This window comes from Bradyrhizobium sp. HKCCYLRH3059, from assembly GCF_051168035.1.
Classification (GTDB): domain Bacteria; phylum Pseudomonadota; class Alphaproteobacteria; order Rhizobiales; family Xanthobacteraceae; genus Bradyrhizobium.
In genome coordinates, this window is record NZ_JBNPUF010000001.1 from 1,057,842 (window position 1) to 1,081,112 (window position 23,271).

Sequence of the window (23,271 nt, forward strand, 5' to 3'; positions counted from 1 at the left end):
TCGCGCTAGGGCGCTGATCCCATCCTACTCGATGGGATCAAGCGGCCCTCAGGGAGCTCAGGAACTGATCGACCTCGGATTTGAGCCGGGTCGATTGCGAGGTGAGTCCGGTCGCGGACTCCAGCAGGCGCGAGGCGGCGCTGCCGGTCTCGTCGGAGGCACGGGTCACGCTGCCCATGCTTTGGCTGACCAGCCGCGTGCCTTCGGCCGCCTGCTGCACGTTGCCGGAAATTTCTCCGGTGGCGAGGCCCTGCTGCTCGACCGCGGTGGCGATCTCCTTGGAGATGTCGTCGATCTCGGCAATCGTTCCCCCGATCGCCTGGATGGCGGAGACGGCGTCACCCGTTGCGCTCTGGATGCTCTGCACCTGGCTGGAAATTTCCTCGGTGGCCTTCGCGGTCTGGTTGGCGAGTGCCTTGACCTCGCTTGCCACGACGGCAAAGCCCTTGCCGTGCTCGCCGGCGCGCGCCGCCTCAATGGTGGCGTTCAGCGCCAGCAGGTTGGTCTGGCTGGCGATCGTCTGGATCAGCGTCACCACCTCGCCGATCTTCTGAGTGCCGGCAGCCAGGCTCGCGACCACGGTGTTGGTGCGGCGAGCTTCGTCCGCCGCTTTCGCGGCGATCTCCGCCGACCGCGTCACCTGCTGTGAGATACTGTTGATCGACGCAGTCAGCTCTTCCGTTGCGGCAGCGACCGTCTCGACATTGGTCGACGCCTGTTGCGAGGCGCCGGCCGCGGCCGACGTCTGGCGCGAGGACTCCGCGCTGCTCCGGCTCATCGACGAGGACAGGCTCTGCATCTCGTTGGCGGCGACGGCCACCGCCTCGACGATGCCGCCGATCTTGCGCTCGAAGCCTTCCGCAAGCTCGCGACGGGCAAGATCAGCCTGCTGCTTGACGCGTTGCTCGGCCTCGAACCGCTCGGCGGTGGCGCGCGCCTCGGCAGCGATCGCCGATTCGGCTTCCGCGGTCTTGCGCGCGCTGGTTTCGAACAACTGCGTCAGCTTGAGCGCAAGGGCGATGAGAACACCGGCCTCGATCAGCAGGATGACCGCATGCAGCACAACGCGGCCGAAATCAGCGCCGCCCGGGTAGATCGCTGCAGGAAAGACGAAGTTCAGGACCAGATGGTGAAGCGCGACGGCGACGGTGCCGGCCAGGATCGGCCGGTAGTCGCAATATGCGACCAGACAGGCGAGCGCGGCGAAAAAATACATGTGCATGTCGATCTGCCAGGCATGTCCGGACATCTGGTAGACAAGCACAGATACACCGCCCATGACGGCGACCGCGACCGTGAGCTGGGTCGACAAGGTGTCGCCGGCGCTGCGCCAGGAAAGGGTCGCCACCACCGCCATGACGACCATGAGCATGGTCGGCATCAGCCAGTCGCCGCGCGACAGCCCGATGATGAGGGAGAGCGGAACGTGAACCCAGAGTACCGCCAGCAGAAGCTTGCTGGTCGTGTGCCGGAGGGTTGCCAGATCGCTGGTCTCGACGTTCATTTCCGATTCCCCCAAAGAGATCATTTTGCAAGGCAGGCGGAGACCGCCTGCGGATCGATGATGAGCCAGGCTCCGGCCTCGCGCAGCCGCGCCGAGCCGTCGTGTTCGCCGGGACGAACGACCAGCAGCGATGAAATGGTCGTTGTGCGCACGAGCGCGGCGTCAGCCGAGGCCGCAGCGAGCATCGCGTGTTGCGCGCTCCACCAAGGTGGGAAAGCGACGGCCACGATTTCGCTCCCCGCGCGCACTTGGAGTGACAGCGCTGCGACCGCGACAAAGCTCGCGATCAGAAGCGCCGTGGCATTGAGCCACGGGCGCGAAGACGGAGGTATGGTTGCACCGGACGTCATCACATCCAAGAATAGAGGGATGGGAATAACTTCCGGTAAACGTTCGTTAGGGATGACGACTGGAGTTCGGGACGCCGGCGCTGCAACGTCCAAGCGGCCCGGAATGCTCGGCTCAGACCGGCGGCACCGGCAGCGCCGTGACCGACTTGATCTTCTCCATGGCGAAGCGCGAGGTGACGTTCTTCAGGGGCACCGCGCTGATCAGCTTCTTGTAGAAGACATCGTAGCTCTGCATGTCCGCAACGACGACGCGCAGCATGTAGTCGACGTCGCCGGCCATCCGGTAAAACTCCATCACCTCCGGCATCGAGCTGACCGCCTCGGCGAATTTGCGCAGCCAGGCCTCGGAATGGTCGGCACTCTCCACCGACACGAACACGGAGATGCCGAGCCCGATCTTGTTCTGATCGACCAGGGCCACCCGGCGCAGGATCACGCCATCGGCCTCCAGCCGCTGGATGCGCTTCCAGCACGGTGTCGACGACAATCCGACCCGATCGCCGATCTCGGCGACGGAGAGCGATGCGTCCTCCTGCAGGACCATCAGAATCTTGCGGTCAATGGCATCGAGCCGGCGATTGGCCTCGGAGCCTTGGGCGGCGACATCGGTCATGGAGAAACTTGTTCCATAGGAAGGCTATAAAACCCTCATATAGAGAAAATCGTTCCAAGGCAAGGATCGGCCGTTCAGCCCTTTGCGGCCGGGTCTGGCCGTTTCCGCAGAGGGCCGGGCTGGTTTCCTGTTACCGCTCGTCGTTCTCCTTCAGCCAGCGGCCGACCAGATGATGAGCAATGGCGAACGGATGCGGTCCCGCCAAGCCATCCGGATGCTGCCGCAGTAGCATCTGCCGGGCCTCGTCGCGGCTGAACCAGCGCACGTCCTCGAGCTCGGTGCGGTCGATGACGATGTCTTCGTTGAGCGCTCGGGCGCTGCAACCGATCATCAACGACGACGGATAGGGCCAAGGCTGGGTCATGTAATAAGTCACGTCGGTACAGCGAATGCCCGATTCTTCGAACACCTCGCGCCGGACGGCGTCCTCGATCGTCTCAGCCGCCTCGACGAAGCCGGCGAGGCAGGAATACATGCCGGCCGGAAACTGCTTCTGCCGCCCGAGCAGGCACTTGTCGCCCGAGGCGACCAGCGAGATCACGACCGGATCGGTGCGCGGGAAATGCTCCGTCTTGCAGCTCGGGCATTCGCGCTTCCAGCCGCCCTCGCGCATCGCGGTCTTGGCGCCGCAATTTGCGCAGAAGCCGTGGCGCTGATGCCATGATACCAGGGACTTCGCCATCGCGATCGTCGCCAACTGGTCGACCGGGATCGCGCCCTGCATCGCCACCCCGCGCAGCTCGGTGACCGCCACATCGTCGCGCCCGGCGAGCTTCTCGACGGCCGCCGGCGAGATGCCCATGCCGAACACCGCCGCGCCGTCCTGCAGCCCGAGGAAGATCGTTCCCGGATTGGCACCGAACTTCAGCGCCTCGTCGATCGACAGCAGCGCGCGCAGCTTGTCGCCCTCGCGCTTCAGCACCAGCGAATCGCGATGCACGACATAGGCCCGCGTCGACGGCTTGCTCTCGAAGCCGAGCAGCCTCTCGTCATGGAAGCGCAGATGGGCGGCGCGATCGATCGGATGGCCGACGAAGGCCGGCTTGCCCAACGGAAACAAGTCGAATGGCGACATCTCTCACCCTAGCCAGATCTTGCGCCTGATAGCGCTGATGAACTGCTGCACCTCCTGCGCATCGTGGGGCACAGGCGGCGCGGCGCCCCACACCGGTCGCGGCCAGGCCACGTCACTTGTGCGTCGCGCGATGATGTGGACGTGCAACTGCGGCACCATGTTGCCGAGCGCGGCGACGTTGAGCTTGTCGCATTTGGTGATCTCTTTGAGCGCGCGTGACGCCCGCGTGATCTCGGTCATCAGCTGCGCCTGCGCGACCTCGTCGAGATCGATGATCTCGACCGCGCCCTCGCGCCGCGGCACCAGCAGCAGCCAAGGATAGTTCGCGTCCTTGATCACCAGCACGCGGGACAGCGGCAGGTCGCCAATGTCGATCGTATCCTTCGCAAGTTGCGGATGCAGCGACCAGGATGATTCGGGCATGCGGCGGTTCCTGGCGGATGGTCAGGTGGGGAGCTCGCGGGCACCTAAAGCCTTTCCGAGCTGCGGCACAAGCCCGCGGGGCGGTAGACTAGGCCGGCGAAGCTCGCGCTTGCTTTCCGGACCATTTGGCCCCAAATAGGCAGCGGGAGATTGGCGGTGGACGAGCCACTCGCCAACCGGGTCAGGTCCGGAAGGAAGCAGCCCTAACGAGGTCCGGATCGGGTCGCTCGTCAGTCTCCTACCTGTTTTCTCGAGCGAATCGCGCAAAGATGGCGGGGACCCCGCGCAGGGCGGGCGCTCGACCGCGCTCCGGCTGATTGCGTCGACGATCGCGATCGATGCCGGCCTGGAATGCTCACTTGCGGATCGCTCGATGACCGACGCTGGCGCCCCACCTGTTCCGCCTGACAGCGCCGACGCTCCCGCCAAGCCCTACCGGGTGCTGGCGCGCAAATACCGCCCCTCCAGCTTCGCAGATCTGATCGGCCAGGAGGCCGTGGTGCGCACCGTCTCGAACGCGTTCGAGACCGGCCGGATTCCGCAGGCCTGGATTCTGACCGGCGTCCGCGGCGTCGGCAAGACGACCACCGCCCGCATTCTCGCCCGCGCATTGAATTACGAGCTGCCGGACGGCTCGGTGAAGGGGCCGACCATCCATATGCCGGTGCTCGGCACCCATTGCCAGGCGATCATGGAAAGCCGGCACATGGACATCCTCGAGATGGACGCGGCGTCCCACACCGGCGTCGATGACGTCCGCCAGATCAATGACAGCGTCCGCTATGCGCCGGCCAGCGCGCGCTACAAGGTCTACATCATCGACGAAGTCCACATGCTGTCGACAGCGGCGTTCAACGCCTTCCTGAAGACCTTGGAGGAGCCGCCGGAGCACGCCAAGTTCGTGTTTGCGACCACCGAGATCCGCAAAGTGCCGGTGACGGTGCTGTCGCGCTGCCAGCGCTTCGATCTGCGCCGCGTCGAGGCCGACGTGCTGATGAAGCATCTTTCGGGCATCGCGACCAAGGAAGGCGTGACGATCGAGCCCGAGGCGCTCGGCATCATCGCGCGCGCCGCCGAAGGCTCGGTGCGCGATTCGTTGTCGCTGCTCGATCAGGCGATCGCGCACAGCGCCGGCGAAGTCCGCGCCGACGATGTCCGTCAGATGCTGGGCCTCGCCGACCGCACCCGCGTGATCGACCTGTTCCACCATCTCGCCAGCGGCGACATCGCCGCCGCCTTCAAGGAATTCCGCGAGCAATATGACGTCGGCGCCGACCCCGTGGTCGTGCTGTCGGATCTGGCCGAGTTCGTGAACTTCGTCACCCGGGTGAAGGTCGTGCCGGCCACGGCCGACAACGTCGCCTTCAGCGAGACCGAGCGGCTGCGCGCGCGCGACTTCGCCACCAAGCTGTCGATGCGGGTGCTGTCGCGGATGTGGCAGATGCTGCTCAAGGGCATCGCCGAGACCCAAGGTGCGACGCGCCCGGCCGCCGCCGCGGAAATGGTGCTGGTACGGATTGCCTACGCGGCCGATCTGCCGACGCCCGACGAAGCCATTCGGATGATCGACCAGAACGGCGGCGGATCTCCCGTTGTCACGAACGGCGGCGGAGCGCGTGCTGCGCCGGCATCCACCATGAGCGCGGGAACGCCGCCTGTGATGACGTCGGCGCCGATGCAGGCGCCGCGCGCGCAAGGCCCGACGCTCGCCGCGGTCGGCGGTTCGATGCGCCCGCAGGCGATGTCGTCACAGCCGGCGCCGGCAACACACGACCAGCCCGCGCTACGCATCGCGAGCTTTCAGGAACTCGTCGCGCTGGCCGGCAAGAATCGTGACCTGATCACCAAGAGCGCGCTGGAGATGGACGTGCGGCTGGTCCGCTTCGAGGAGGGACGGCTGGAGATCGCGCTGGAACGGACGGCGCAGCGCTCGCTTGTCTCGGACCTCGGCCGCAAGCTGGAAGACTGGACCGGCCGGCGCTGGACGGTGATCGTTTCCAACGAGCCGGGTCAGGCGACCTTGCGCGAGCAGAATCTGCGCGCCAAGAGCGAGCGAGAGGCGGCGGCGGAGGCCGATCCGCGCGTACAGGAGATCCTGGCGCGGTTCCCGGGCACCAAGGTGGTCGAAGTGCGCCGGCTCGCCCCCGAGCCGCCCGAATCGGACGCCAGTGCTGTCGAGCCGCCCGACGAGTCCGACGATGATGATTTCTAGAGCATGATCCGGAAAAGTGGAAACCGGTTTTCCTCGCGACAAACGCCAGAGGCGTTTGCGCGGAGATCATGCTCAACAAGGTGGCTGATGATGAGGTGCTCCGATGGCTGACTTTCTCGGCATGATGAAACAGGCGGCGCAGCTGCAGACGAAGATGCAGGAGATGCAGGAGGAACTCGGCAACGTCGAGGTCGAGGGCATCTCGGGCGGCGGTCTGGTTGCCGTGCGCATGACCGCCAAGATGGACGTGAAGAGCATCAAGATCGATCCGTCGCTGCTCAAGCCGGAGGAGGCCGAGATCCTGGAGGACCTGCTGGTGACCGCGCATGGCGATGCACGGCGCAAGGCGGAAGCCGCGATGCAGGAGAAGATGCAGGCCATCACCGGCAAGCTCGGCCTGCCGCCCGGCTTCGGTTTTGGTTAGTTGACCTGATGACATTCGTGAACTGATGGCCGTCGCTGGTCCTGAGATCGAACGCCTGATCCAGCTGCTCGCGCGCCTGCCCGGCCTCGGGCCGCGTTCGGCGCGGCGCGCCGCCCTGCATCTGATCAAGAAGCGCGAGGCGCTGATGGTGCCGCTTGCCTCGGCGCTGCAGGTCGCGATCGATCGCATCCAGGTCTGCAAGACCTGCGGCAACATCGATACGCAGAATCCCTGCACGGTGTGCACCGATCCGCGGCGCGATCCCGCGATGATCGTCGTCGTCGCCGATGTCGCCGACCTCTGGGCGCTGGAGCGCGCCAAGGCCTCGAACGGCCGCTATCACGTGCTCGGCGGCACCTTGTCGCCGCTCGACGGAGTCGGTCCGCAGGATCTCACCATCGACGCGCTGGTGCAGCGCGCGCATGCGCCGGAGGTGCAGGAGATCATCCTCGCTCTGAACGCGACGGTCGACGGCCAGACGACGGCGCACTACATCACCGACCTCCTGCAGGAGGCGAACGTCAAGGTCACGCGGCTGGCGCATGGCGTGCCGGTCGGCGGCGAGCTCGACTATCTCGACGAAGGCACGCTCTCGGCCGCGATGCGGCAGCGGACCTTGTTCTAAGCACAGACGGAAGTGAATTGATGACGAAACGCGGATTCGGCAAACGGCTGGCTTTGGGCGCGATTCTGGCGGCACTCTCGGCGCCGTCGGTGCTGGCGCAGCAAAGCGAGGCACCGCAGAAGGCGGGGCGTCCGCTCAATGCCGGTGACGTGCTGTCGGGCGAGCTGACGGCGCTGAAGCTGAAAGGCGCCAAATCGGGCCAGCCCTCCGCCGCCTATCAGATCACCAGCGAGCCGCGCCGCCTGCCGCCGCCGAGCGGGCTGTGCAATCTCGAGACCGGACCGGAGACGTTCCAGCTCGTCACCGCGAACACGGCGCAGGCCTCGCAGCTCAAGGGCCTGCTCGGCAAGCAGATCGCGGTCAAGGTCGACGAGATCGCCTGCGCCCAGGATGCGGGGCAGATGAGCGAGGCGGTCGTGACCAAGTGGAGCTTGGTGAAGCGGTGACACTTGGGACGCTGCGAGCGCCGCCTCCTGACTTCTGCAGTCATCGCCCGGCTCGACCGGGCGATCCAGTACGCCGCGGCCCTCGGTTGATAGCTGACGTCTCTGGAATACTGGGTCATCCGCCTTCGCGAGTGACGACAGTTGACGGTGAGGCGGCAGCTACAACTTCACCGGCCCCAAATCATCGAAATGCCCACGCCGTTGCAGCCAAGCGAGCAGCACGAGGCTCGGGATCGCGACGAGCACGCAGATGACGAAGAATGCAGGCCAGCCGGTCGCTTTCGCCACATAGCCCGCGCCCGATGACAGATAGGTTCGTCCAACCGCGGCGAGCGCGGTGAGCAGCGCATATTGGGTCGCGGTGTGCAGCGGGTTCTGGCACAGCGCAGAGAGATAGGCGACAAAGATCACGGTGCCGATCGCGCTGGTGAGGTTCTCCGCAGAGATCGCCAGCGCCAGCGCCCACTGATTGACGCCGACGATGGCGAGCCATGAGAACGACAGGTTGGCCAGCGCCTGCACGATGCCGCCGATCCACAGGCTGATGGCGAGCGAATAGCGCCGCGCGACGAAACCGCCGGCAAAGCCGCCGGCGAGCGTGGCGGCGAGGCCGACGCCTTTCACGATCGCGGCGTAGTCGACCTTGCTGAAGCCGAGATCGATCACGAACGGCGCGGTCATCGTGCCGGAGAAGGCGTCGGTGAACTTGAACAGCACGACGAAGGCGAGCGCCGTGAGCGCATCACGTCGGCCGAGGAACTCGACGAAGGCCCCGGCAGCCGCATGCATCACGCGGGTGAGCGCGGTGTCCGCCCCCATCGCGGCCTCCGCCTGCTGCGACTGGGCCGGCTCGGTCGCCGCGAGGGCCGTGATCGTGCCGATCAGCACCAGTCCGGCCATCGCAACATAGCCCCACATCCAGGACGACGGACGCGTCAGCCCCGAGTTCTCGAATGCACTGACCACCACCAGTGCGCCGGCGGTCGAGACCAGCATGCCGATGCGGTAGGCGGCGACATACGCCGCCATGCCCGCGGCCTGCTCACTCTCCGGCAGGCTCTCGACGCGGAAGGCGTCGACCACGATGTCCTGGGTCGCCGACATCGCGGCGACCAGCAGCGCGGCCAGCGCCACCATGAACGGCGCGTGCGCCGGATCGGTCAACGCCAGCAGCAGGATGGCGGCGATCAGCAGCAGTTGCGCGAACACCAGCCAGCCGCGCCGCCGCCCGAAGGCGCGCGTCAGCAGCGGCACGTGCAGCGCGTCGACCAGCGGCGCCCAGAGGAATTTCAGCGTGTAGGGCGTGCCGACGAGCGCGAACAACCCGATGGTCCCGAGGTCGACGCCGAGCTCGCGCATCCAGATCTGCAAGGTCGAGCCGGACAGCGCCAGCGGCAGCCCCGACGAAAATCCGAGGAACAGCACCACGAGCACGCGCGGCTGCAGATAGACGGCCATGCTCTCGCGCCAGGTGGGGGCTTTTGGCGCAGCCTCGGGCTTTGCGCCGGTCGCGGTGATGTCGGAAGAAGCCTCAGGTACGGTCATGGATGGGTGGTAGCAGATTTGCGCAAGAAACGCTCCCCATCTCAGCTGTCATCGTCCGCGAGCCGGGCGATGACAGTCTTGGCAAAATTCAAGCTGCGACAAGGGCGAGCTACCCAATCACTCCCCCGCCTGCATGCGTCCCGCCAGCGGAAACAAATCGGGCGCGGTGCCCGTAGCTGGCGCGATGCGTGGCGACTCCACCGGCGTGTCTTGTTTGCTGAAGTCGAGCTCCTCGATCCGCGCGGCGCGCTTCTCGATCTTGTCGGCCGAGATGAGGATCTGGCGGATGTCCTCGCCGACATCGCCGAAATGCTTCTGCAGCTTGAGCACGCGCTCGCGCAGGCGGCCGAGATCGTCCCCGAGATGGATCACCTCGTTGCGGATCTGGTCGGCGGCGTCGCGGATGCGTGCGTCCTTCATGATCTGCTGCATGACCTGGATCGCGAGCATCAGCAGCGACGGCGACACCAGCACGACGCGCGCGCGATACGCTTTCTGGATGACGTCGTCGAAGCCATCATGGATCTCGGCATAGACCGATTCCGACGGCACGAACATCAGCGCGGTGTCCTGCGTCTCGCCGACCACCAGATATTTCTCCGCGATGTCGTTGACGTGACGCAGCACGTCGGTACGCAGGCGCTGTGCGGCGGTGCGCTTCTCCTCGTCCGTCTCCGCATCATGCAGCGCGGTCACGGCTTCCAACGGAAACTTGGCGTCGATGCACAGCGGTCGCGCGTCGGGCAGGAACACGACGCAGTCCGGCCGCTTGCCGCTGGCGAGCGTGTACTGGAACGCGTAGCTGCCCTTCGGAAGTCCGTCCTGCACGATCGCCTCCATCCGCGCCTGGCCGAACGCGCCGCGCGACTGCTTGTTGGCGAGGACGTCGCGCAGGGTCGTGACCTGGGTCGTCAGCTCGCTGAGATCACGGTGGGCATTGTCGATGATGCCGAGCCGCTCGTGCAGCACGCGCAGACTATCCATGGTGTGGCGCGTACTCTGCTCCATCGACTGTCCGACGCGATGAGTCACCGCATCGAGCCGCTCGTTGACGCTGCGGGCAAGATCAACCTGCCGGCCGGCGAGCAGCTGCGCCATCGCGTCGACCCGGCCGGAGGCCTCGCTCTGGACGCGGATCATCTCGCTGAACCGATGTTCGATCTCATCGCTGCGCATCGCCTGCTGGGCCGCGAGCTCGGCGCCGCGCCGGCCGGAACGCACCACGGCCGCCACGATCATCACGAGCAGCAGCACCACCAGCAAGCCAAATCCGATCAGCGCATCGCTGGCGCGGACCGGAAGGTCGCCGATCATGATGACGACAGGATTGAGGGACTGGCTGGCGGCGGTCATCACGCCCGTCTATCCGATTCGCACAAGCTCGCGAACGAAGAGAGAACATTTATGGTTAAGGCCGGGTTAAGAATCATGGTTAACAAGGCATTGAAATTCATGGTTAGCGAAGTCTTAACCGCGAGCCATCACATTGACCGCGCCGGTTCCGCGGCTTAAATCGCGCGCCATGTCCCTAAGAGAAATCATCATCCTGCCGGACCGGCAGTTGCGGCTGGTGTCCAAGCCGGTCGAGAAGGTCACGCCGGAGATCCGGCAGCTGGTCGACGACATGTTTCAGACCATGTACGACGCGCCTGGCATCGGGCTCGCAGCGATTCAGGTCGCGCAGCCGCTGCGCGTCATCACCATGGATCTGGCCAAGCCCGACGCGAACGGCGAAGGCAAGCGCGAGCCGCGCGTCTTCATCAATCCGGAGATCGTTGCCAAGTCGGACGAGCTGTCGGTCTACGAGGAAGGCTGCCTGTCGATCCCCGAATATTACGAGGAGGTCGAGCGGCCGGCGCGCGTGCGCGTGCGCTTCACCGATCTCGACGGGCTGGTTCGCGAGGAGGATGCCGAGGGGCTCTACGCCACCTGCATCCAGCACGAGATCGACCATCTCAACGGCGTGCTGTTCATCGACTATCTGTCGAAGCTCAAGCGCGACCGCGTGATGAAGAAGTTCGCCAAGGCCGCCAAGCGCGCCAGCGAGTAACGATCAACTCTCTCCTCCGTCATGCCCGGGCTCGACCCGGGCATCCACGTCGCGCCGCGCGTTACAGGCAGCTCGACGTGGATGACCGGGACAAGCCCGGCCATGACGCGGAGGATTCGGCAATGCAGGATCTTCCACCAGATGCCGCTTCGCCTGATCTTCATGGGCACGCCGGATTTCGCCGTGCCGACCCTGCTCGAACTCGCCGGCCACGGCCACGAGATCGCGGCGGTCTATACGCGCGCGCCGAAGCCCGGCGGCCGCCGCGGCCTGGCGCTGGTGCCGACGCCGATTGAGACCGAGGCGCGCCGGCTCGGCATTCCCGTGCTCACGCCGAAGACGCTGAAGACCGAGGACGCGCTGGCTGCGTTCCGCGCCCATGAGGCCGATGCCGCCGTTGTCGTCGCCTATGGCATGATCCTGCCGCAGGCGATTCTCGATGCACCGAAACTCGGCTGCTACAACCTCCACGCCTCGTTGCTGCCACGCTGGCGCGGCGCCGCGCCGATCAACCGTGCCATCATGGCAGGGGACGCTGAAAGCGGCGTGATGGTCATGAAGATGGATGTCGGTCTCGACACCGGCGACGTTGCGATGGCCGAGCGTCTACCCATCACTGACGCGATGACGGCGTCCGATCTGCACGATCGCCTCTCGCGGATCGGTGCCGACCTGATGGTGCGCGCGATGGCGGCGCTGGAGCGCGGCGGGCTGACGTTGACGAAGCAGGCCGAGGAGGGCGTCACCTACGCTGCCAAGATCGAGAAGGCGGAGGCGCGGATCGATTGGACGAAGCCGGCGCATACGGTGCTGCGGCACATCCACGGCCTGTCGCCGTTCCCCGGCGCCTGGAGCGAGGTCACGCTCGATGGCGAGGCGGTGCGTTTGAAGTTCCTGCGCTGCGCGCTCGCCAGCGGCGCGGGCGAGCCGGGCGCCGTGCTCGACGAGCAGCTCACCATCGCCTGCGCCGACGGCGCGATCCGCATCACCGAGCTGCAGCGCGCCGGCAAGGGCCCGATGAAGGCCGCGGATTTCCTGCGCGGCACCCCATTGAATCGCGGTGCTCGTTTTTCGTAACGCTGTCATACCCCGCGAAAGCGGGGTATCCAGTACGCCGAGACGTGCATTGTCGCGCCGAGACGTCGGCGAATACTGGATCGTCCGCCTGCGCGGGCGATGACGGCAGCAATAGACCGAATGCCCCGCTACAAGCTCACCATCGAATATGACGGCGCGCCGTTCTGCGGCTGGCAGCTGCAGGAGACCTTGCCGTCGGTGCAGGGCGCGCTCGAAGCCGCGGTGCAGGCGACCTGCGGCGTGCCCACGCGTGTGCACGGCTCAGGCCGCACCGACGCCGGCGTCCACGCCACCGGCCAGGTCGCGCATTGCGACATCGCCAAGGAGTTCCGCCCGGACAAGCTGCGCGACGCGCTCAACTCGCATCTGAGGCCGAACCCGGTCGCGGTGCTCGCCGCCGAGATCGTGCCCGACACCTTCGAAGCGCGGTTCTCCGCGCGCAGGCGGCACTACCGTTACCGGATCGTCAATCGCCGCTCCAACCTCGCGCTGGAGGTCGGTCGCGTCTGGCGGGTGCCGCAGCGGCTCGATTCCGATGCAATGCATGCAGCCGCGCAGCGGCTGATCGGCAAGCACGACTTCACGACGTTCCGCGATACCGAATGCCAGGCGAAATCGCCGGAGAAGACGCTGGATCAGCTCGACGTCGTGAGGGACGGCGATGCGATCACCATCCTCACCTCCGCCCGCTCCTATCTGCATAGCCAGGTCCGCTCGATGGTCGGCTCACTGGTGTGGGTCGGGCAGGGTCGCTGGACCGCCGATGATCTCGCCGCCGCGCTCGCCGCGCGCAATCGCGCCGCCTGCGGCGTCGTCGCGCCGCCGGAAGGGCTTTACCTCGTGAAGGTCGACTACTAATTGCGGCCGCTCCACTCGATATCGCTGCCGCGGAGACGTCCTGGATTCCTTCGCTGCGCTCGCAATGATGCGCAGATAGGGGGTCACGCGAAGTAGCGATCGAGAATGCCGCGATAGATCTTCGTCAGGGTGGCGATGTCGGCGACCGAGGCGCGCTCGTCGATCTGGTGCATGGTCTGGCCGACCAGGCCGAACTCGATCACCGGGCAGTAGCTCGAGATGAAGCGCGCGTCGGAGGTGCCGCCGGTGGTCGAGAGCTCCGGCTTGCGGCCCGTCACGCTCTCGATCGCCGCAACCGCGAGGTCGGTGAACGGTCCGGGCTTGGTCAGGAACACGTTGGAGTTCGACGGCAGCCAGTCGATGCGGGCGCGGATGCGATTGCCGCAGGCCTTCGTCAGCCGCTCCTCGACCAGCGCGCGCAGCGTCTCCTGCGTATGGCAGTCATTGTAGCGGATGTTGAACTTCGCCCGCGCCAGTCCGGGAATGACGTTGCTGGCGGTGTTGCCGACATCGACGGTGGTGAATTCGAGATTCGACGGCTGGAACTGCGCGCTGCCGTTGTCGAGCGGTTCGTCCGACAAGGCCACGATCAGGCGCGAGATGTCCGGCACCGGGTTGGAGGCGCGGTGCGGGTAGGCGACGTGGCCCTGCTTGCCCTCGACGATCAAGGTGCCGGACTGCGAGCCGCGGCGGCCGATCTTGATGCAGTCGCCCATGACCTCTTGATTGGACGGCTCGCCGAGCACGCAATGGTCGAACCGCTCGCCGCGCTCGGCCGCCCACTTCAACAGCTTGATGGTGCCGTTGATCGAGACGTCCTCCTCGTCGCCGGTGATCAGGAACGAGATCGAGCCCTTCGGCTGTCCGCTGTGATCGCGCAGATAGTCGAGTGCAGCCGCGACGCTGCAGGCGATGCCGCCCTTCATGTCGACGGCGCCACGGCCATAGATGTAGCCGTCCTTCACCTCGCCCGAGAACGCCGGCAGGCTCCACGCCGCTTCATCGCCGGGCGGCACCACATCGGTGTGGCCGGCGAACGTGATGTGCGGCCCGTCGGTGCCGATGCGGGCATAGAGGTTGTCGATGTCGGCGGTGCCTGCTTCGGAGAACGTCACGCGATGCGTGGTAAAGCCCGCGTCCTTCAGCAGGGCCTCGAGCACGCCGAGCGCGCCGGCATCGGCCGGGGTCACGGAGGGGCAGCGGATCAGGTCGCGGGTGATGGCGAGGGCATCGGTCATGCCTTTCGCTTAACATGCTATTTTGCCGGCGGGCTAGTGCTGCCGATTGCCGCTTCCCCTCGCGGCGGGCTCGCAACGTGCGGGGTGAACTCCAGCTCCTTGTGCTGGTTCCAGGCGGGCGCGGGCGGTCTTGGCTGGCGGGAGCGTTCGCTGGATCGGACCTTCGGCAACGGATTGGGCCCGAAGCGATTGGTCCAGGGATCGCCGGCAAGGCAGTACAATTCGATGAAGGCCCACAGCGAGAGCAGCGCACCAGCGCCGCCCACGATCGCGGGAATGACCGTCCCGGGAATGCGCTCCGCGTACTGGTTGACCAGCCCGGGCACGACGAAGAACGGAACCGTCCACCAGCCGCTCCTGTCGCGGTCATGCAGCCGCTTGATGGCGCCTGCGGCAAACACCCAGACGAACACGGGGGTGAGGATGACGTGGAAGGTGGCGTGGACGATATCGGCGCGGGTCAGGCCGCGAAAGGTGTCCGGGTCGAGGACCGCGAAGATGTCGGTCAGATTGAAGCTGAAGGCCGTCGGGCCGCCCAGCAGCCTGCTCGCGCCCGCCGCCAGCGCGGCGGCAAAGACCATCCAGCAGAGCACCACCAGCAACGACAGCCAGAGCTTGGCGCGGTTGATCCGGCCGTGGAAGCGAAACAGAAACCAGGTCCAGTCCATGGACGTCCTCCGGACCGATGGCTTGGCCGGCCCGGAGATTCGTTGCTGCGGCCGCAGCCGCGGTTCAATCAGTCGCGCAACAGCTCGTTGATCGAGGTCTTGGAGCGGGTGCGCTCGTCGACGCGCTTGACGATGACGGCGCAGGCGGTGGACGGGCCGATCTGGCCGTTCTTCATCGGCTTGCCCGGCAGCGCGCCCGGCACCACGACGGCATATTCCGGCACCTCGCCGACGAAAACCTCGCCCGTCTCTCGGTCGACGATCTTGGTCGACGCGCCCAGGAAAACGCCCATCGACAGCACCGCTCCCTTGCGGACGACCACGCCCTCGGCAACCTCCGAGCGCGCGCCGATGAAGCAGTCATCCTCGATGATCACGGGGCCGGCCTGCAGCGGCTCCAGCACGCCGCCGATGCCGACGCCGCCGGAGATGTGCACGCGCTTGCCGATCTGGGCGCAGGAGCCGACCGTCGACCAGGTGTCGACCATGGTCGCCTCGTCGACATAGGCGCCGAGATTGACGAAGGACGGCATCAGCACGACGTTCCTGGCGATGAAGGCCGAGCGGCGCACGATCGCGCCGGGCACGGCGCGGAAGCCGGCGTCGCGAAAGCGGTTCTCGCCCCAACCCTCGAACTTCGACGGCACCTTGTCCCACCACGACGCCTGGCCGGGGCCGCCGGGGATCACGCTCATGTCGTTGAGGCGGAACGACAGCAGCACGGCCTTCTTGAGCCACTGGTTGACGCTCCACTTGCCGTCAGTGCCGCGCTCAGCGACCCGGGCCTCGCCCTTGTCGAGCAGCTCGAGCGCGCTCTCCACGGCGTCGCGGACCTCGCCCTTGGTCGTGGTCGAGACGCCATCACGGGCATCGAAGGCGCTGTTGATGGTGGATTCCAGGGCGGACAGTGACATCGGTCGATCCTCGCTTGGTCCCTGGGCAGAAAGCCGGGGACGGCCGTGTACGAGCATGGTGGGCAGGGCGGCTTTTTCGGGATTTGGACCCGGAGAGTCAAGGACGCATCGGTGGCGGGGGCCGTCCGCGCGGGAGGTGCGGCTTATCATGCTCCGTCATTCCGGGTTCGATGCTTCGCATCGCCCCGGAATGACAGCTCAATGCGTGGCGGGTTTCACCCCACCAGCCGCTGCAAGAACCCGGTCAGATCGTCCGTGACATGATCGACATGCGGATCGTCGCGCCCCGCCAGCTCCCAGTCCTCGCGCACCACCTCCTTGGTGCCGTCGGGCACTACCAGCACGGTCGTCATGCCGAGGTCGTGCGGGACGACGAGATTGCGGGCGAGATCCTCGAACATCGTGGCCCTGGCAGGATCGACGTCATGGAGCTTGAGGAATTTGTCATAGGTCTCGCGCGCCGGCTTCGGCGTCAACTCGGCGGCGATGATGTCGAATACGCCGTGGAAATGCGCGGCAATGCCGAGCCGCGCCAGCACCGCGTCGACGTGGTCGAGCGAGCCGTTGGTCAGGATCAGCTTGCGCCCCGGCAGCTTCTCGATCGCCGCGCCCATCGCCGGGTTCGGCTCCAGCGGCGAGTGGTCGATCTTGTGCACGTAGGCGAGGAAGTCGTCGGCGTGCACGCCGTGCTCGGTCATCATGCCGCGCATCGTGGTGCCGTAGCGGCGGTAGTAGTCCTTCTGGATGCGGCGCGCCTCCTCCGCATCGACCTTGAGCCAGTTGGAGACGAACTCGCCGATCCTGGCATCGACCTGCTGCCACAGATTGACGTGATGCGGATACAGCGTGTTGTCGAGGTCGAACACCCAGGTGTCGACGTGATCGAAGGCGCGAGGGGATTTTGTCATGTGGGCGTCGGTCCATCCTGCCTTCGGTCATCATGCCCGGCTAGGGCGGCATATTCCGCTGTCGTCCCGGCGAACGCCGGGACCCATACCGCGGAAGCTATCTTGCGGCATGATGGCTGATGCCGATGGCCCAAACCTCGGCCGGTGGTTATGGATCCCGGCGTTCGCCGGGATGACAGCTGTGGGTGTGGTGGCAACGTGGGCAACATCGCTATGCCCATCACGGCAACCCGAAGCGCAGCGTCTTGCCGCCGCGGGTGATGTCGACGGCGGTGAATCCGGTGGCGGTGAAGCCGCGGCTCGGGCAGTCGCCCTGCTCTGATGTCTCGAACTTGTTCTCGCGGGTGCAGAGCTGCACCAGCCCGCCCCAGTTCAGCGGCTTGTTCTTCAGTTTGATGGTGCGGTTCTCATCGTCGACCGCCTCGGCGAAGCTGTAGACCTTCTTCGGCTGCCCGGTGATGTCGGGATGCAGGCATTTGCCGGCATCGATGCGGTACCAGCCGCGGCTGACCACGGTGCGGCCGTCGTCGGTGCCGACCGCCGCCATGACCTTGTGCGGGGTGTCGTTGCACCAGGTCAGCCCGGTGGGTGAGGGCGTCTGCACCGCGTCCACCATGGTCGCGAAGAAATTCGGCTGCGACACGACGTCGGATGACAGCCCGCGGCTTTTCAGGAACGCCGCGAGCGCGGCTTGCGTCTTCGGCCCGTCGACGCCGTCGATCGGCGAGGCGTCATAGCCGGCGATGCCGAGCAGCCGCTGGATGCCGGCGAGCCGCGCCTGCTCGTCGTCATATTCGGCGCTCTCGGCGAGATAGGCGATCAGGGTGCCGTCGTCGGCCTTGCTCGGCGTCACCTGCGTGAACGCCGCCGGCGTCTGACCGGTGCGGCACTGGCGGGCGGCGGCGATGACGAAATTGTCCGCCGCCACGCACAGCTGATCGTTGCCGTTCTCGGCGAGCGGCGACGCGCCGTAGAGGCTGAGCGCGCGTGCATGCAGGAGAATGCGGTCGGCGGTCATCGTCCCCTGCAGCACCACGCGGCAGGTCGCCGGATCGAGCCGGAACCAGCCGCGGGTCGCGGTTGCCGCCTTCTCGTCGATGCCGATTGCGGCCTCGACGACGTAGCTCATTCGGTTGCAGAGCTTGAGGTCGGCGCGGGCGGGGGTGAGGGAGGCGAACAAGGCCAGAAGGATCACAGTGAGGCTGAGCGGAGCGCGAGTCCGGAAGGGTTTGATACGCCCCGCTCTCTCCCCATCGTCATGCCCGGGCTTGACCCGGGCATCCATGTTTCTCGCTCCGAACTCGCCGAACAACGTGGATGGCCGGGCTGTCTGCATTGCGAAGACGCGCTCCGCGCTTTCGCCCGGCCATGACGGAGAGAGTTGGCGGGAAGTGCTCACTTGTGGATCAGCGTGCCCGTGCCCTGGTTGGTGAACAGCTCGAGCAGCACGGCATGCTGCACCTTGCCGTCCAGGATGACGACGCCCTGCACGCCCTGTTCGAGTGCGTAGATGCAGGTCTCGACCTTCGGGATCATGCCGCCGGAGATGGTGCCGTCGGCGATCAGCTTGCGTGCGTCCTTCACCGACAATTCCGGAATCAGCTTCTTCGACTTGTCGAGCACGCCGGGCACGTCGGTGAGCAGCAGGAGGCGCTTGGCCTTCAGCGCACCGGCCACGGCCCCGGCGAACGTATCGGCGTTCACGTTGAAGGTCTGGCCTTCCTTCGAGGTCGCCAGCGGTGCGAGGATCGGGATCAGCTCGTAGCCGATCAGCTGATTCAGCAGCGTCAGATCGACCTTGTCCGGCTCGCCGACGAAGCCGAGATCGACCACCTTCTCGATGTGACTGTCGGGATCGACCATGGTGCGGGTCGCCTTGACCGCGCGCACCATGTTGCCGTCCTTGCCGCACAGCCCGACGGCCTTGCCGCCGGCCTCGTTGATGTAGCCGACCAGCTGCTTGTTGATCGAGCCGGCCAGCACCATCTCGACGATCTCGATCGTCGCCGCGTCCGTGATGCGCAGGCCGGCGGCGAATTCGGAGACGATGCCGAGGCGCTTGAGCATGGTCGCGATCTGCGGGCCGCCGCCATGCACCACCACCGGATTGATCGCGGTCTGCTCCAGCAGCACGATGTCGCGCGCGAACGCTTTTGCGGTGTCCTCGTCGCCCATGGCGTGGCCGCCATATTTGATGACGATGGTTTCGTCGTCGTACTCCTGCATGTGCGGGAGCGCTTCGGACAGGATGCGGGCCTGATCGAGCGGGCTGATGGTGGTCGCGTCGGTCATGTCTGGGAGGTCTCGGCTGTCGGGGGCGTCGCGCCGCGTTCTAGCCGATTGCCGCCCGCGGCGCAAAGCGCCGGATCACGCCCGCCGCGGCCACAGCGCGCAGACCGCGAGTGCGAGCCAGCTCGCGATCTGCAAGCTACCGCCGATCGGCGCCGCGAACGGAAACAGCCGGTCGCCGGTGAACTGCCGCATCAGGAGGTCGCTGGCGAACAGGGCCGGGCCGAGCACGAAGCCGATCGCCGTGACCAGGCCGATGCGCCGATGAACCACGCCGCGCTCTGCCAGCGCGATGGTGCCGAGCAGGGCGCAGGCGTGGAACAGCAGCATGGTGGAGGCGGTCGCGAGCCGCGCTGCGTCGGGCTCGTGCGCGGCCTTGGCCGCCAGCGCGACGCCGGCGGCGCCCATCAGCCCGGCCATTGCGACCAGGATTCGCCACGGCGTCATCATGTGCTGCGCTCTTCCAGCAGCCGCACCATGGCGGCACGCAGCTCCGGCATGCCGGTGCCGGATCGCGACGACGTCGCCAGCACCTGAGGAAACGCCGCCGGATGCTTGGCGAGCGCGGCCTCGGTCTCGGCGATCCGGCTTGCGAGCTCAGCCGGCTTGATCTGGTCGGCCTTGGTGAGGACGAGCTGATAGCTGACGGCGGACCGGTCCAGCGTCTTGAGGATCTCCTGATCGACTTCCTTCAGCCCATGACGGGCATCGATCAGCACATAGACGCGGGCGAGCGAGGCGCGGCCGAGCAGGAATTTGTGGATCAGCTCGGTCCAGGACGCGACCTTGGTCTTCGCCGCGGCGGCATATCCATAGCCGGGCATGTCGACCAGCCGCAGCGGCGCATGCTCGGGCCCCTCGAAGAAGATCAGCTCCTGGGTGCGGCCCGGCGTATGCGAGGTGCGCGCGAGCGCGTTCTGGCCGGTCAGCGCGTTGATCAGGCTGGACTTGCCGACATTGGAGCGGCCAGCGAAGGCGACCTCGATCGCCCCCATCGGCGGCAGGCTTTCGATCGAGGGAGATGCATGGGTGAAGCGCCACGATTGGGCGAACAGCTTGCGGCCTTTTTCGATCAGGCGCTCGTCGGTGTCGTGGCTGGTGGTCATGACAAGGCCTCGCTCTTCGTCATGCCCGGGCTTGACCCGGGCATCCACGCCCATTGCGCGGGATATCAAAACGTGGATGGCCGGGACAAGCCCGGCCATGACGGTAGATGGTTGGTTGCTTCAGCGGCTCACGCCGCCTTACTCGTCACGCCGCTTTTTTTTTGAACGTGCCGCGGATGTTGTCGAACAACTCCACCTTCACGCCATTGCGGCGCATGATGAAGCCCTGCTGCAGCACCGAAAGCGTGTTGTTCCAGGCCCAGTAGATCACGAGGCCGGCCGGGAAGCCCGCGAGCATGAAGGTGAAGATCAGCGGCATCCAGTTGAAGATCATCGCCTGGGTCGGGTCGGGCGGCGTCGGGTTCAGCTTCATCTGGAACCACATCGTGATGCCCATGATGATCGGCCAGATGCCGAGCGCGAGGTAGTGGCCGAACAGCGGCAGCTGGGTCGGATCGAACGGGATCAGGCCGAACAGCGTAAACAGGTTTGTCGGATCCGGCGCCGAGAGGTCCTTGATCCAGCTGATGAACGGCGCGTGCCGCATCTCGATCGTGACGAAGAGAACCTTGTAGAGCGAGAAGAACACCGGGATCTGCAGCACGACCGGGAGACAGCCGGCGACTGGGTTGATCTTCTCCTTCTTGTAGATCTCCATCATCTCCTGCTGCTGCTTCATCCGGTCGTCCGGATAGCGCTCTTTCAGCGCCTGGAGCTGCGGCTGGATCGCCTTCATCTTGGCCATCGAGGCATAGGACTTGTTGGCCAGCGGGAAGAACAGGGCCTTCACCAGCACCGTCACCAGCAGGATCGAGACGCCGAAATTGCCGAAGAAGCGGAAGAAGAAGTCGAGCGCCAGGAACATCGGCTTGGTCAGGAAGTAGAACCAGCCCCAGTCGATCAGGAGATCGAAATGGTTCAGCGCGAGCTTCTGATTGTAGCCGCCGAGGCCGCCGATCGGGAAGTTGATGCCGACCACGCCGGCTTCCTTGGCGCCGGCGAACAGCCGGGTGGAGACCGACGCCGAGCCGCCGGCCGGCACGGTCTGCGGGGTCTCGACATAGTCGGTCTGGTAGCGGTGCTGGTTGTCGACCAGCTTCGACGAATAGTTCGCCTGCAGCCGCGCATCGGTCATCGGCAGCAGCGCCGCCGCCCAGTATTTGTCGGTGATGCCGAGCCAGCCATTGGTGACGTCGAACTTCGCCGCCTTCTCGTCGTCCATCTTCTTGTAGGTGAATTCCTGCAGGCCCTTCTCGCCGAGATAGCCGATCAGGCCTTCGTGCAGGATGTAATAGCCTGACACGTGCGGCGTGCCGTGACGCGAGATCAGGCCGTAGGGATACAGCGTCACCGGTGCGTTGCCGGCGTTGGTGACGTCGTCCTTGATGGTGAAGAGATAGTGATCGTCGACGCTGATGGTGCGCTGGAAAGTCAGGCCGTCGCCGTTGGTGGTGGTCAGCTTCACCGGGGTCGACGGCGTCAGCGCATTCGAGCCGTCCTGCTGCCAGACCGTGTTCTGGTCGGGCACCTGCACCTTGGCGCCGGCGGCGTTCACCCAGCCGAACTCGGCATAATAGGGCTCGGCGGTGTTGGACGGGGAGAACAGCACGATCGCCGGCGATTTCGGATCGACCGTCTCGCGGTACTGCACGAAGGCCAGATCGTCGATACGCGCACCCTTGAGCGAGATGCTGCCGGTCAGCCGCGGCGTGTCGATCTTGACGCGGGGCGTGGCGGCGATGGCGGTGTCGCGCGGCATCACGCCGGTGCTGGTCACGGCGCCGCCCGGCGCGCTCGGGCTGCCGGTCGCGGCCGCACCCGGCTGCGGGGTGGCCGACGGCGCGGCGCTGTCAGGCTGCGTTGCCGGCGCCTGCTTCTTGGCGAGCTCGGCCTGCATCTGGGCCTGCGCGCGCTGCTTCTCCATCTGCGGTCCGTTGTAGAAGACCTGCCAAAGGATCAGCACGAGGCCGGACAGAATGACGGCGAGGATGGTGTTGCGATTGTCGGTCATCGTTTTCTTATCGTCTCGTCGTTCAATCCGGTTTGCGGGAATGCGCGTCCGGTGCGGGAGCGTTTGGCTTGTCCGCATCCGACGGCTTGCGCGGCTGCGGCTTGGCCTGCGGCCGGTCGAGGCGGCGGAGCGTCGCCTGGAGATCGGCGAGCATGGTCTGGAAGTCGCGTGACAAGGCATCCCGCCGGCCGACCAGCACGTAGTCAGTGTGCGGCCGCATCGACAGGGGATCGAGCCGTTTCACAAGCTCGCGCAGCCGCCGACGGATGCGATTACGCTCCGTGGCGGTGCCATTCTTCTTGGTGACGGTAAAGCCGATCCGGACCGGGCCCCGGTCCGGCCGTTCCCGGCGCTGGACGACGAAGGCAGGGCTGTTCGCCCGCACGCCATCGGCAACGGCGAGGAAGTCCGCCCGCTGCCGTAGCCGATCCATGATGGAAATCTCCGGGACAGACGCCCTGGCTTCAGGCGCTGAGACGCTTGCGGCCCCGGGCGCGACGCGCGGCAAGGACCTTGCGGCCGCCGGTGGTGGCGAGGCGGGCGCGGAAGCCGTGACGGCGCTTGCGCACCAGTTTGCTGGGTTGATAAGTCCGCTTCACGGGTCGTTCTCCGCTGACGGGCAATTTGCCAGTTGACAACTTGCCTGCTTGAAATGTCGATTGATGTCCGGTGATGTTTACGGGCCCGAAATGGACCGCTGCCGGCCCTGAAATCGAGCCGCTCCCGGGCGGGCCGGGTCATCGCGGACGGTTGGCGCGGCTTATAAGGGAGCGTCCCGCCTTCGTCAATCGCGGCAAGGCGTCCTAGGCGGTGCAGGCGATCGACGGCGCCAAGATCTCGTAAAGACCTTCGTCACCGGCCGTGCGTCGGCGTGGCGAATGAGACGAAGCAAGACGAGAACGCAAGACCCTGGGCGCAAGACGAGGGCAAGAATA

25 protein-coding genes and 1 other RNA gene are annotated in these 23,271 nt (G+C 66.1%); 8 read left to right on the top strand and 18 right to left on the bottom strand.

Features of this window, described 5'->3' with window-relative positions:
- Positions 1-37 precede the first annotated feature (37 nt).
- The 5 genes from ACQR13_RS04825 to ACQR13_RS04845 all read right to left on the bottom strand — a co-directional run bounded on the left by ACQR13_RS04825 (position 38) and on the right by ACQR13_RS04845 (position 3,965).
- Positions 38-1,504 (bottom strand): methyl-accepting chemotaxis protein, encoded by a 1,467-nt coding sequence (locus ACQR13_RS04825; RefSeq protein ID WP_316167266.1) that lies wholly within the window; start codon positions 1,502-1,504, stop codon positions 38-40.
- 20 nt (positions 1,505-1,524) lie between these two features.
- A complete protein-coding gene (locus ACQR13_RS04830; protein WP_316169643.1) occupies positions 1,525-1,854 on the bottom strand; it encodes a hypothetical protein in 330 nt (109 codons plus the stop codon).
- 112 nt (positions 1,855-1,966) lie between these two features.
- Positions 1,967-2,467 carry an Lrp/AsnC family transcriptional regulator gene (locus tag ACQR13_RS04835; protein WP_315715344.1) on the bottom strand — a complete coding sequence of 167 codons (501 nt, stop codon included), beginning with the start codon at positions 2,465-2,467 and terminating at the stop codon, positions 1,967-1,969.
- A gap of 130 nt (positions 2,468-2,597) precedes the next feature.
- The gene (gene nudC / locus ACQR13_RS04840; RefSeq protein WP_315752214.1) at positions 2,598-3,542 is read right to left on the bottom strand and encodes an NAD(+) diphosphatase; all 945 of its coding nucleotides are present in this window, start codon (positions 3,540-3,542) and stop codon (positions 2,598-2,600) included.
- Between the two features lie 3 nt (positions 3,543-3,545).
- Positions 3,546-3,965 carry an HIT family protein gene (locus ACQR13_RS04845; RefSeq protein ID WP_316201554.1) on the bottom strand — a complete coding sequence of 140 codons (420 nt, stop codon included), beginning with the start codon at positions 3,963-3,965 and terminating at the stop codon, positions 3,546-3,548.
- A 145-nt stretch (positions 3,966-4,110) separates the two neighbouring features.
- Between ACQR13_RS04845 and ffs the strand changes: the two genes are divergently transcribed.
- From ffs to ACQR13_RS04870, 5 genes are all read left to right on the top strand, one after another.
- Positions 4,111-4,207: signal recognition particle sRNA small type (ffs, locus tag ACQR13_RS04850), an RNA gene on the top strand.
- Positions 4,208-4,338: 131 nt separating this feature from the next.
- Positions 4,339-6,177: a DNA polymerase III subunit gamma/tau gene (locus tag ACQR13_RS04855; RefSeq protein WP_316201553.1), complete on the top strand. Its 1,839-nt coding sequence runs from the start codon at positions 4,339-4,341 to the stop codon at positions 6,175-6,177.
- A 103-nt stretch (positions 6,178-6,280) separates the two neighbouring features.
- Complete coding sequence (locus ACQR13_RS04860; RefSeq protein ID WP_315715348.1) at positions 6,281-6,601, top strand: YbaB/EbfC family nucleoid-associated protein; 321 nt, start codon at positions 6,281-6,283, stop codon at positions 6,599-6,601.
- Positions 6,602-6,626: 25 nt separating this feature from the next.
- Positions 6,627-7,226: a recombination mediator RecR gene (recR, locus tag ACQR13_RS04865; protein WP_315715349.1), complete on the top strand. Its 600-nt coding sequence runs from the start codon at positions 6,627-6,629 to the stop codon at positions 7,224-7,226.
- Between the two features lie 20 nt (positions 7,227-7,246).
- Complete coding sequence (locus ACQR13_RS04870; protein ID WP_315715350.1) at positions 7,247-7,672, top strand: hypothetical protein; 426 nt, start codon at positions 7,247-7,249, stop codon at positions 7,670-7,672.
- 159 nt (positions 7,673-7,831) lie between these two features.
- Here the strand turns inward: ACQR13_RS04870 and ACQR13_RS04875 are convergent, their stop codons facing one another.
- Positions 7,832-9,217: an AmpG family muropeptide MFS transporter gene (locus ACQR13_RS04875; protein WP_316167268.1), complete on the bottom strand. Its 1,386-nt coding sequence runs from the start codon at positions 9,215-9,217 to the stop codon at positions 7,832-7,834.
- Between the two features lie 117 nt (positions 9,218-9,334).
- A complete protein-coding gene (locus ACQR13_RS04880; RefSeq protein ID WP_434862612.1) occupies positions 9,335-10,570 on the bottom strand; it encodes a DNA recombination protein RmuC in 1,236 nt (411 codons plus the stop codon).
- Positions 10,571-10,739: 169 nt separating this feature from the next.
- Between ACQR13_RS04880 and def the strand changes: the two genes are divergently transcribed.
- The 3 genes from def to truA all read left to right on the top strand — a co-directional run bounded on the left by def (position 10,740) and on the right by truA (position 13,202).
- Positions 10,740-11,267 carry a peptide deformylase gene (gene def / locus ACQR13_RS04885; protein WP_315715353.1) on the top strand — a complete coding sequence of 176 codons (528 nt, stop codon included), beginning with the start codon at positions 10,740-10,742 and terminating at the stop codon, positions 11,265-11,267.
- A gap of 141 nt (positions 11,268-11,408) precedes the next feature.
- Entirely contained in the window at positions 11,409-12,344 is a 936-nt protein-coding gene (fmt, locus tag ACQR13_RS04890; protein ID WP_316227020.1) for a methionyl-tRNA formyltransferase, read from the top strand.
- Between the two features lie 120 nt (positions 12,345-12,464).
- A complete protein-coding gene (gene truA / locus ACQR13_RS04895) occupies positions 12,465-13,202 on the top strand; it encodes a tRNA pseudouridine(38-40) synthase TruA (protein WP_434862613.1) in 738 nt (245 codons plus the stop codon).
- Between the two features lie 83 nt (positions 13,203-13,285).
- Here truA and dapE read toward each other — a convergent pair whose 3' ends face one another.
- The 11 genes from dapE to rpmH all read right to left on the bottom strand — a co-directional run bounded on the left by dapE (position 13,286) and on the right by rpmH (position 22,935).
- On the bottom strand, positions 13,286-14,440 hold the full coding sequence (dapE, locus tag ACQR13_RS04900) for a succinyl-diaminopimelate desuccinylase (RefSeq protein WP_315825868.1): 1,155 nt from the start codon (positions 14,438-14,440) through the stop codon (positions 13,286-13,288).
- 17 nt (positions 14,441-14,457) lie between these two features.
- A complete protein-coding gene (locus ACQR13_RS04905) occupies positions 14,458-15,108 on the bottom strand; it encodes a DUF805 domain-containing protein (RefSeq protein ID WP_316167274.1) in 651 nt (216 codons plus the stop codon).
- Positions 15,109-15,176: 68 nt separating this feature from the next.
- Positions 15,177-16,022, bottom strand: a complete 846-nt coding sequence (dapD, locus tag ACQR13_RS04910; protein ID WP_015669883.1) for a 2,3,4,5-tetrahydropyridine-2,6-dicarboxylate N-succinyltransferase — start codon at positions 16,020-16,022, stop codon at positions 15,177-15,179.
- A gap of 215 nt (positions 16,023-16,237) precedes the next feature.
- Positions 16,238-16,930, bottom strand: a complete 693-nt coding sequence (locus ACQR13_RS04915; protein WP_316192255.1) for a pyrimidine 5'-nucleotidase — start codon at positions 16,928-16,930, stop codon at positions 16,238-16,240.
- A 220-nt stretch (positions 16,931-17,150) separates the two neighbouring features.
- The gene (locus tag ACQR13_RS04920) at positions 17,151-18,215 is read right to left on the bottom strand and encodes a DUF1036 domain-containing protein (protein WP_316192256.1); all 1,065 of its coding nucleotides are present in this window, start codon (positions 18,213-18,215) and stop codon (positions 17,151-17,153) included.
- A 110-nt stretch (positions 18,216-18,325) separates the two neighbouring features.
- The gene (argB, locus tag ACQR13_RS04925; RefSeq protein WP_012047096.1) at positions 18,326-19,222 is read right to left on the bottom strand and encodes an acetylglutamate kinase; all 897 of its coding nucleotides are present in this window, start codon (positions 19,220-19,222) and stop codon (positions 18,326-18,328) included.
- Positions 19,223-19,297: 75 nt separating this feature from the next.
- The gene (locus ACQR13_RS04930; protein WP_315752203.1) at positions 19,298-19,669 is read right to left on the bottom strand and encodes a DUF423 domain-containing protein; all 372 of its coding nucleotides are present in this window, start codon (positions 19,667-19,669) and stop codon (positions 19,298-19,300) included.
- A complete protein-coding gene (yihA, locus tag ACQR13_RS04935) occupies positions 19,666-20,325 on the bottom strand; it encodes a ribosome biogenesis GTP-binding protein YihA/YsxC (protein WP_316192257.1) in 660 nt (219 codons plus the stop codon). Before yihA ends, ACQR13_RS04930 begins: the two co-directional genes overlap by 4 nt.
- A gap of 145 nt (positions 20,326-20,470) precedes the next feature.
- Positions 20,471-22,336, bottom strand: coding sequence for a membrane protein insertase YidC (gene yidC, locus ACQR13_RS04940; protein WP_315715362.1), 1,866 nt, complete (start codon positions 22,334-22,336; stop codon positions 20,471-20,473).
- Positions 22,337-22,358: 22 nt separating this feature from the next.
- On the bottom strand, positions 22,359-22,769 hold the full coding sequence (gene rnpA, locus ACQR13_RS04945) for a ribonuclease P protein component (protein WP_315715363.1): 411 nt from the start codon (positions 22,767-22,769) through the stop codon (positions 22,359-22,361).
- A 31-nt stretch (positions 22,770-22,800) separates the two neighbouring features.
- The gene (gene rpmH, locus ACQR13_RS04950; protein WP_006609582.1) at positions 22,801-22,935 is read right to left on the bottom strand and encodes a 50S ribosomal protein L34; all 135 of its coding nucleotides are present in this window, start codon (positions 22,933-22,935) and stop codon (positions 22,801-22,803) included.
- Positions 22,936-23,271 lie beyond the last annotated feature (336 nt).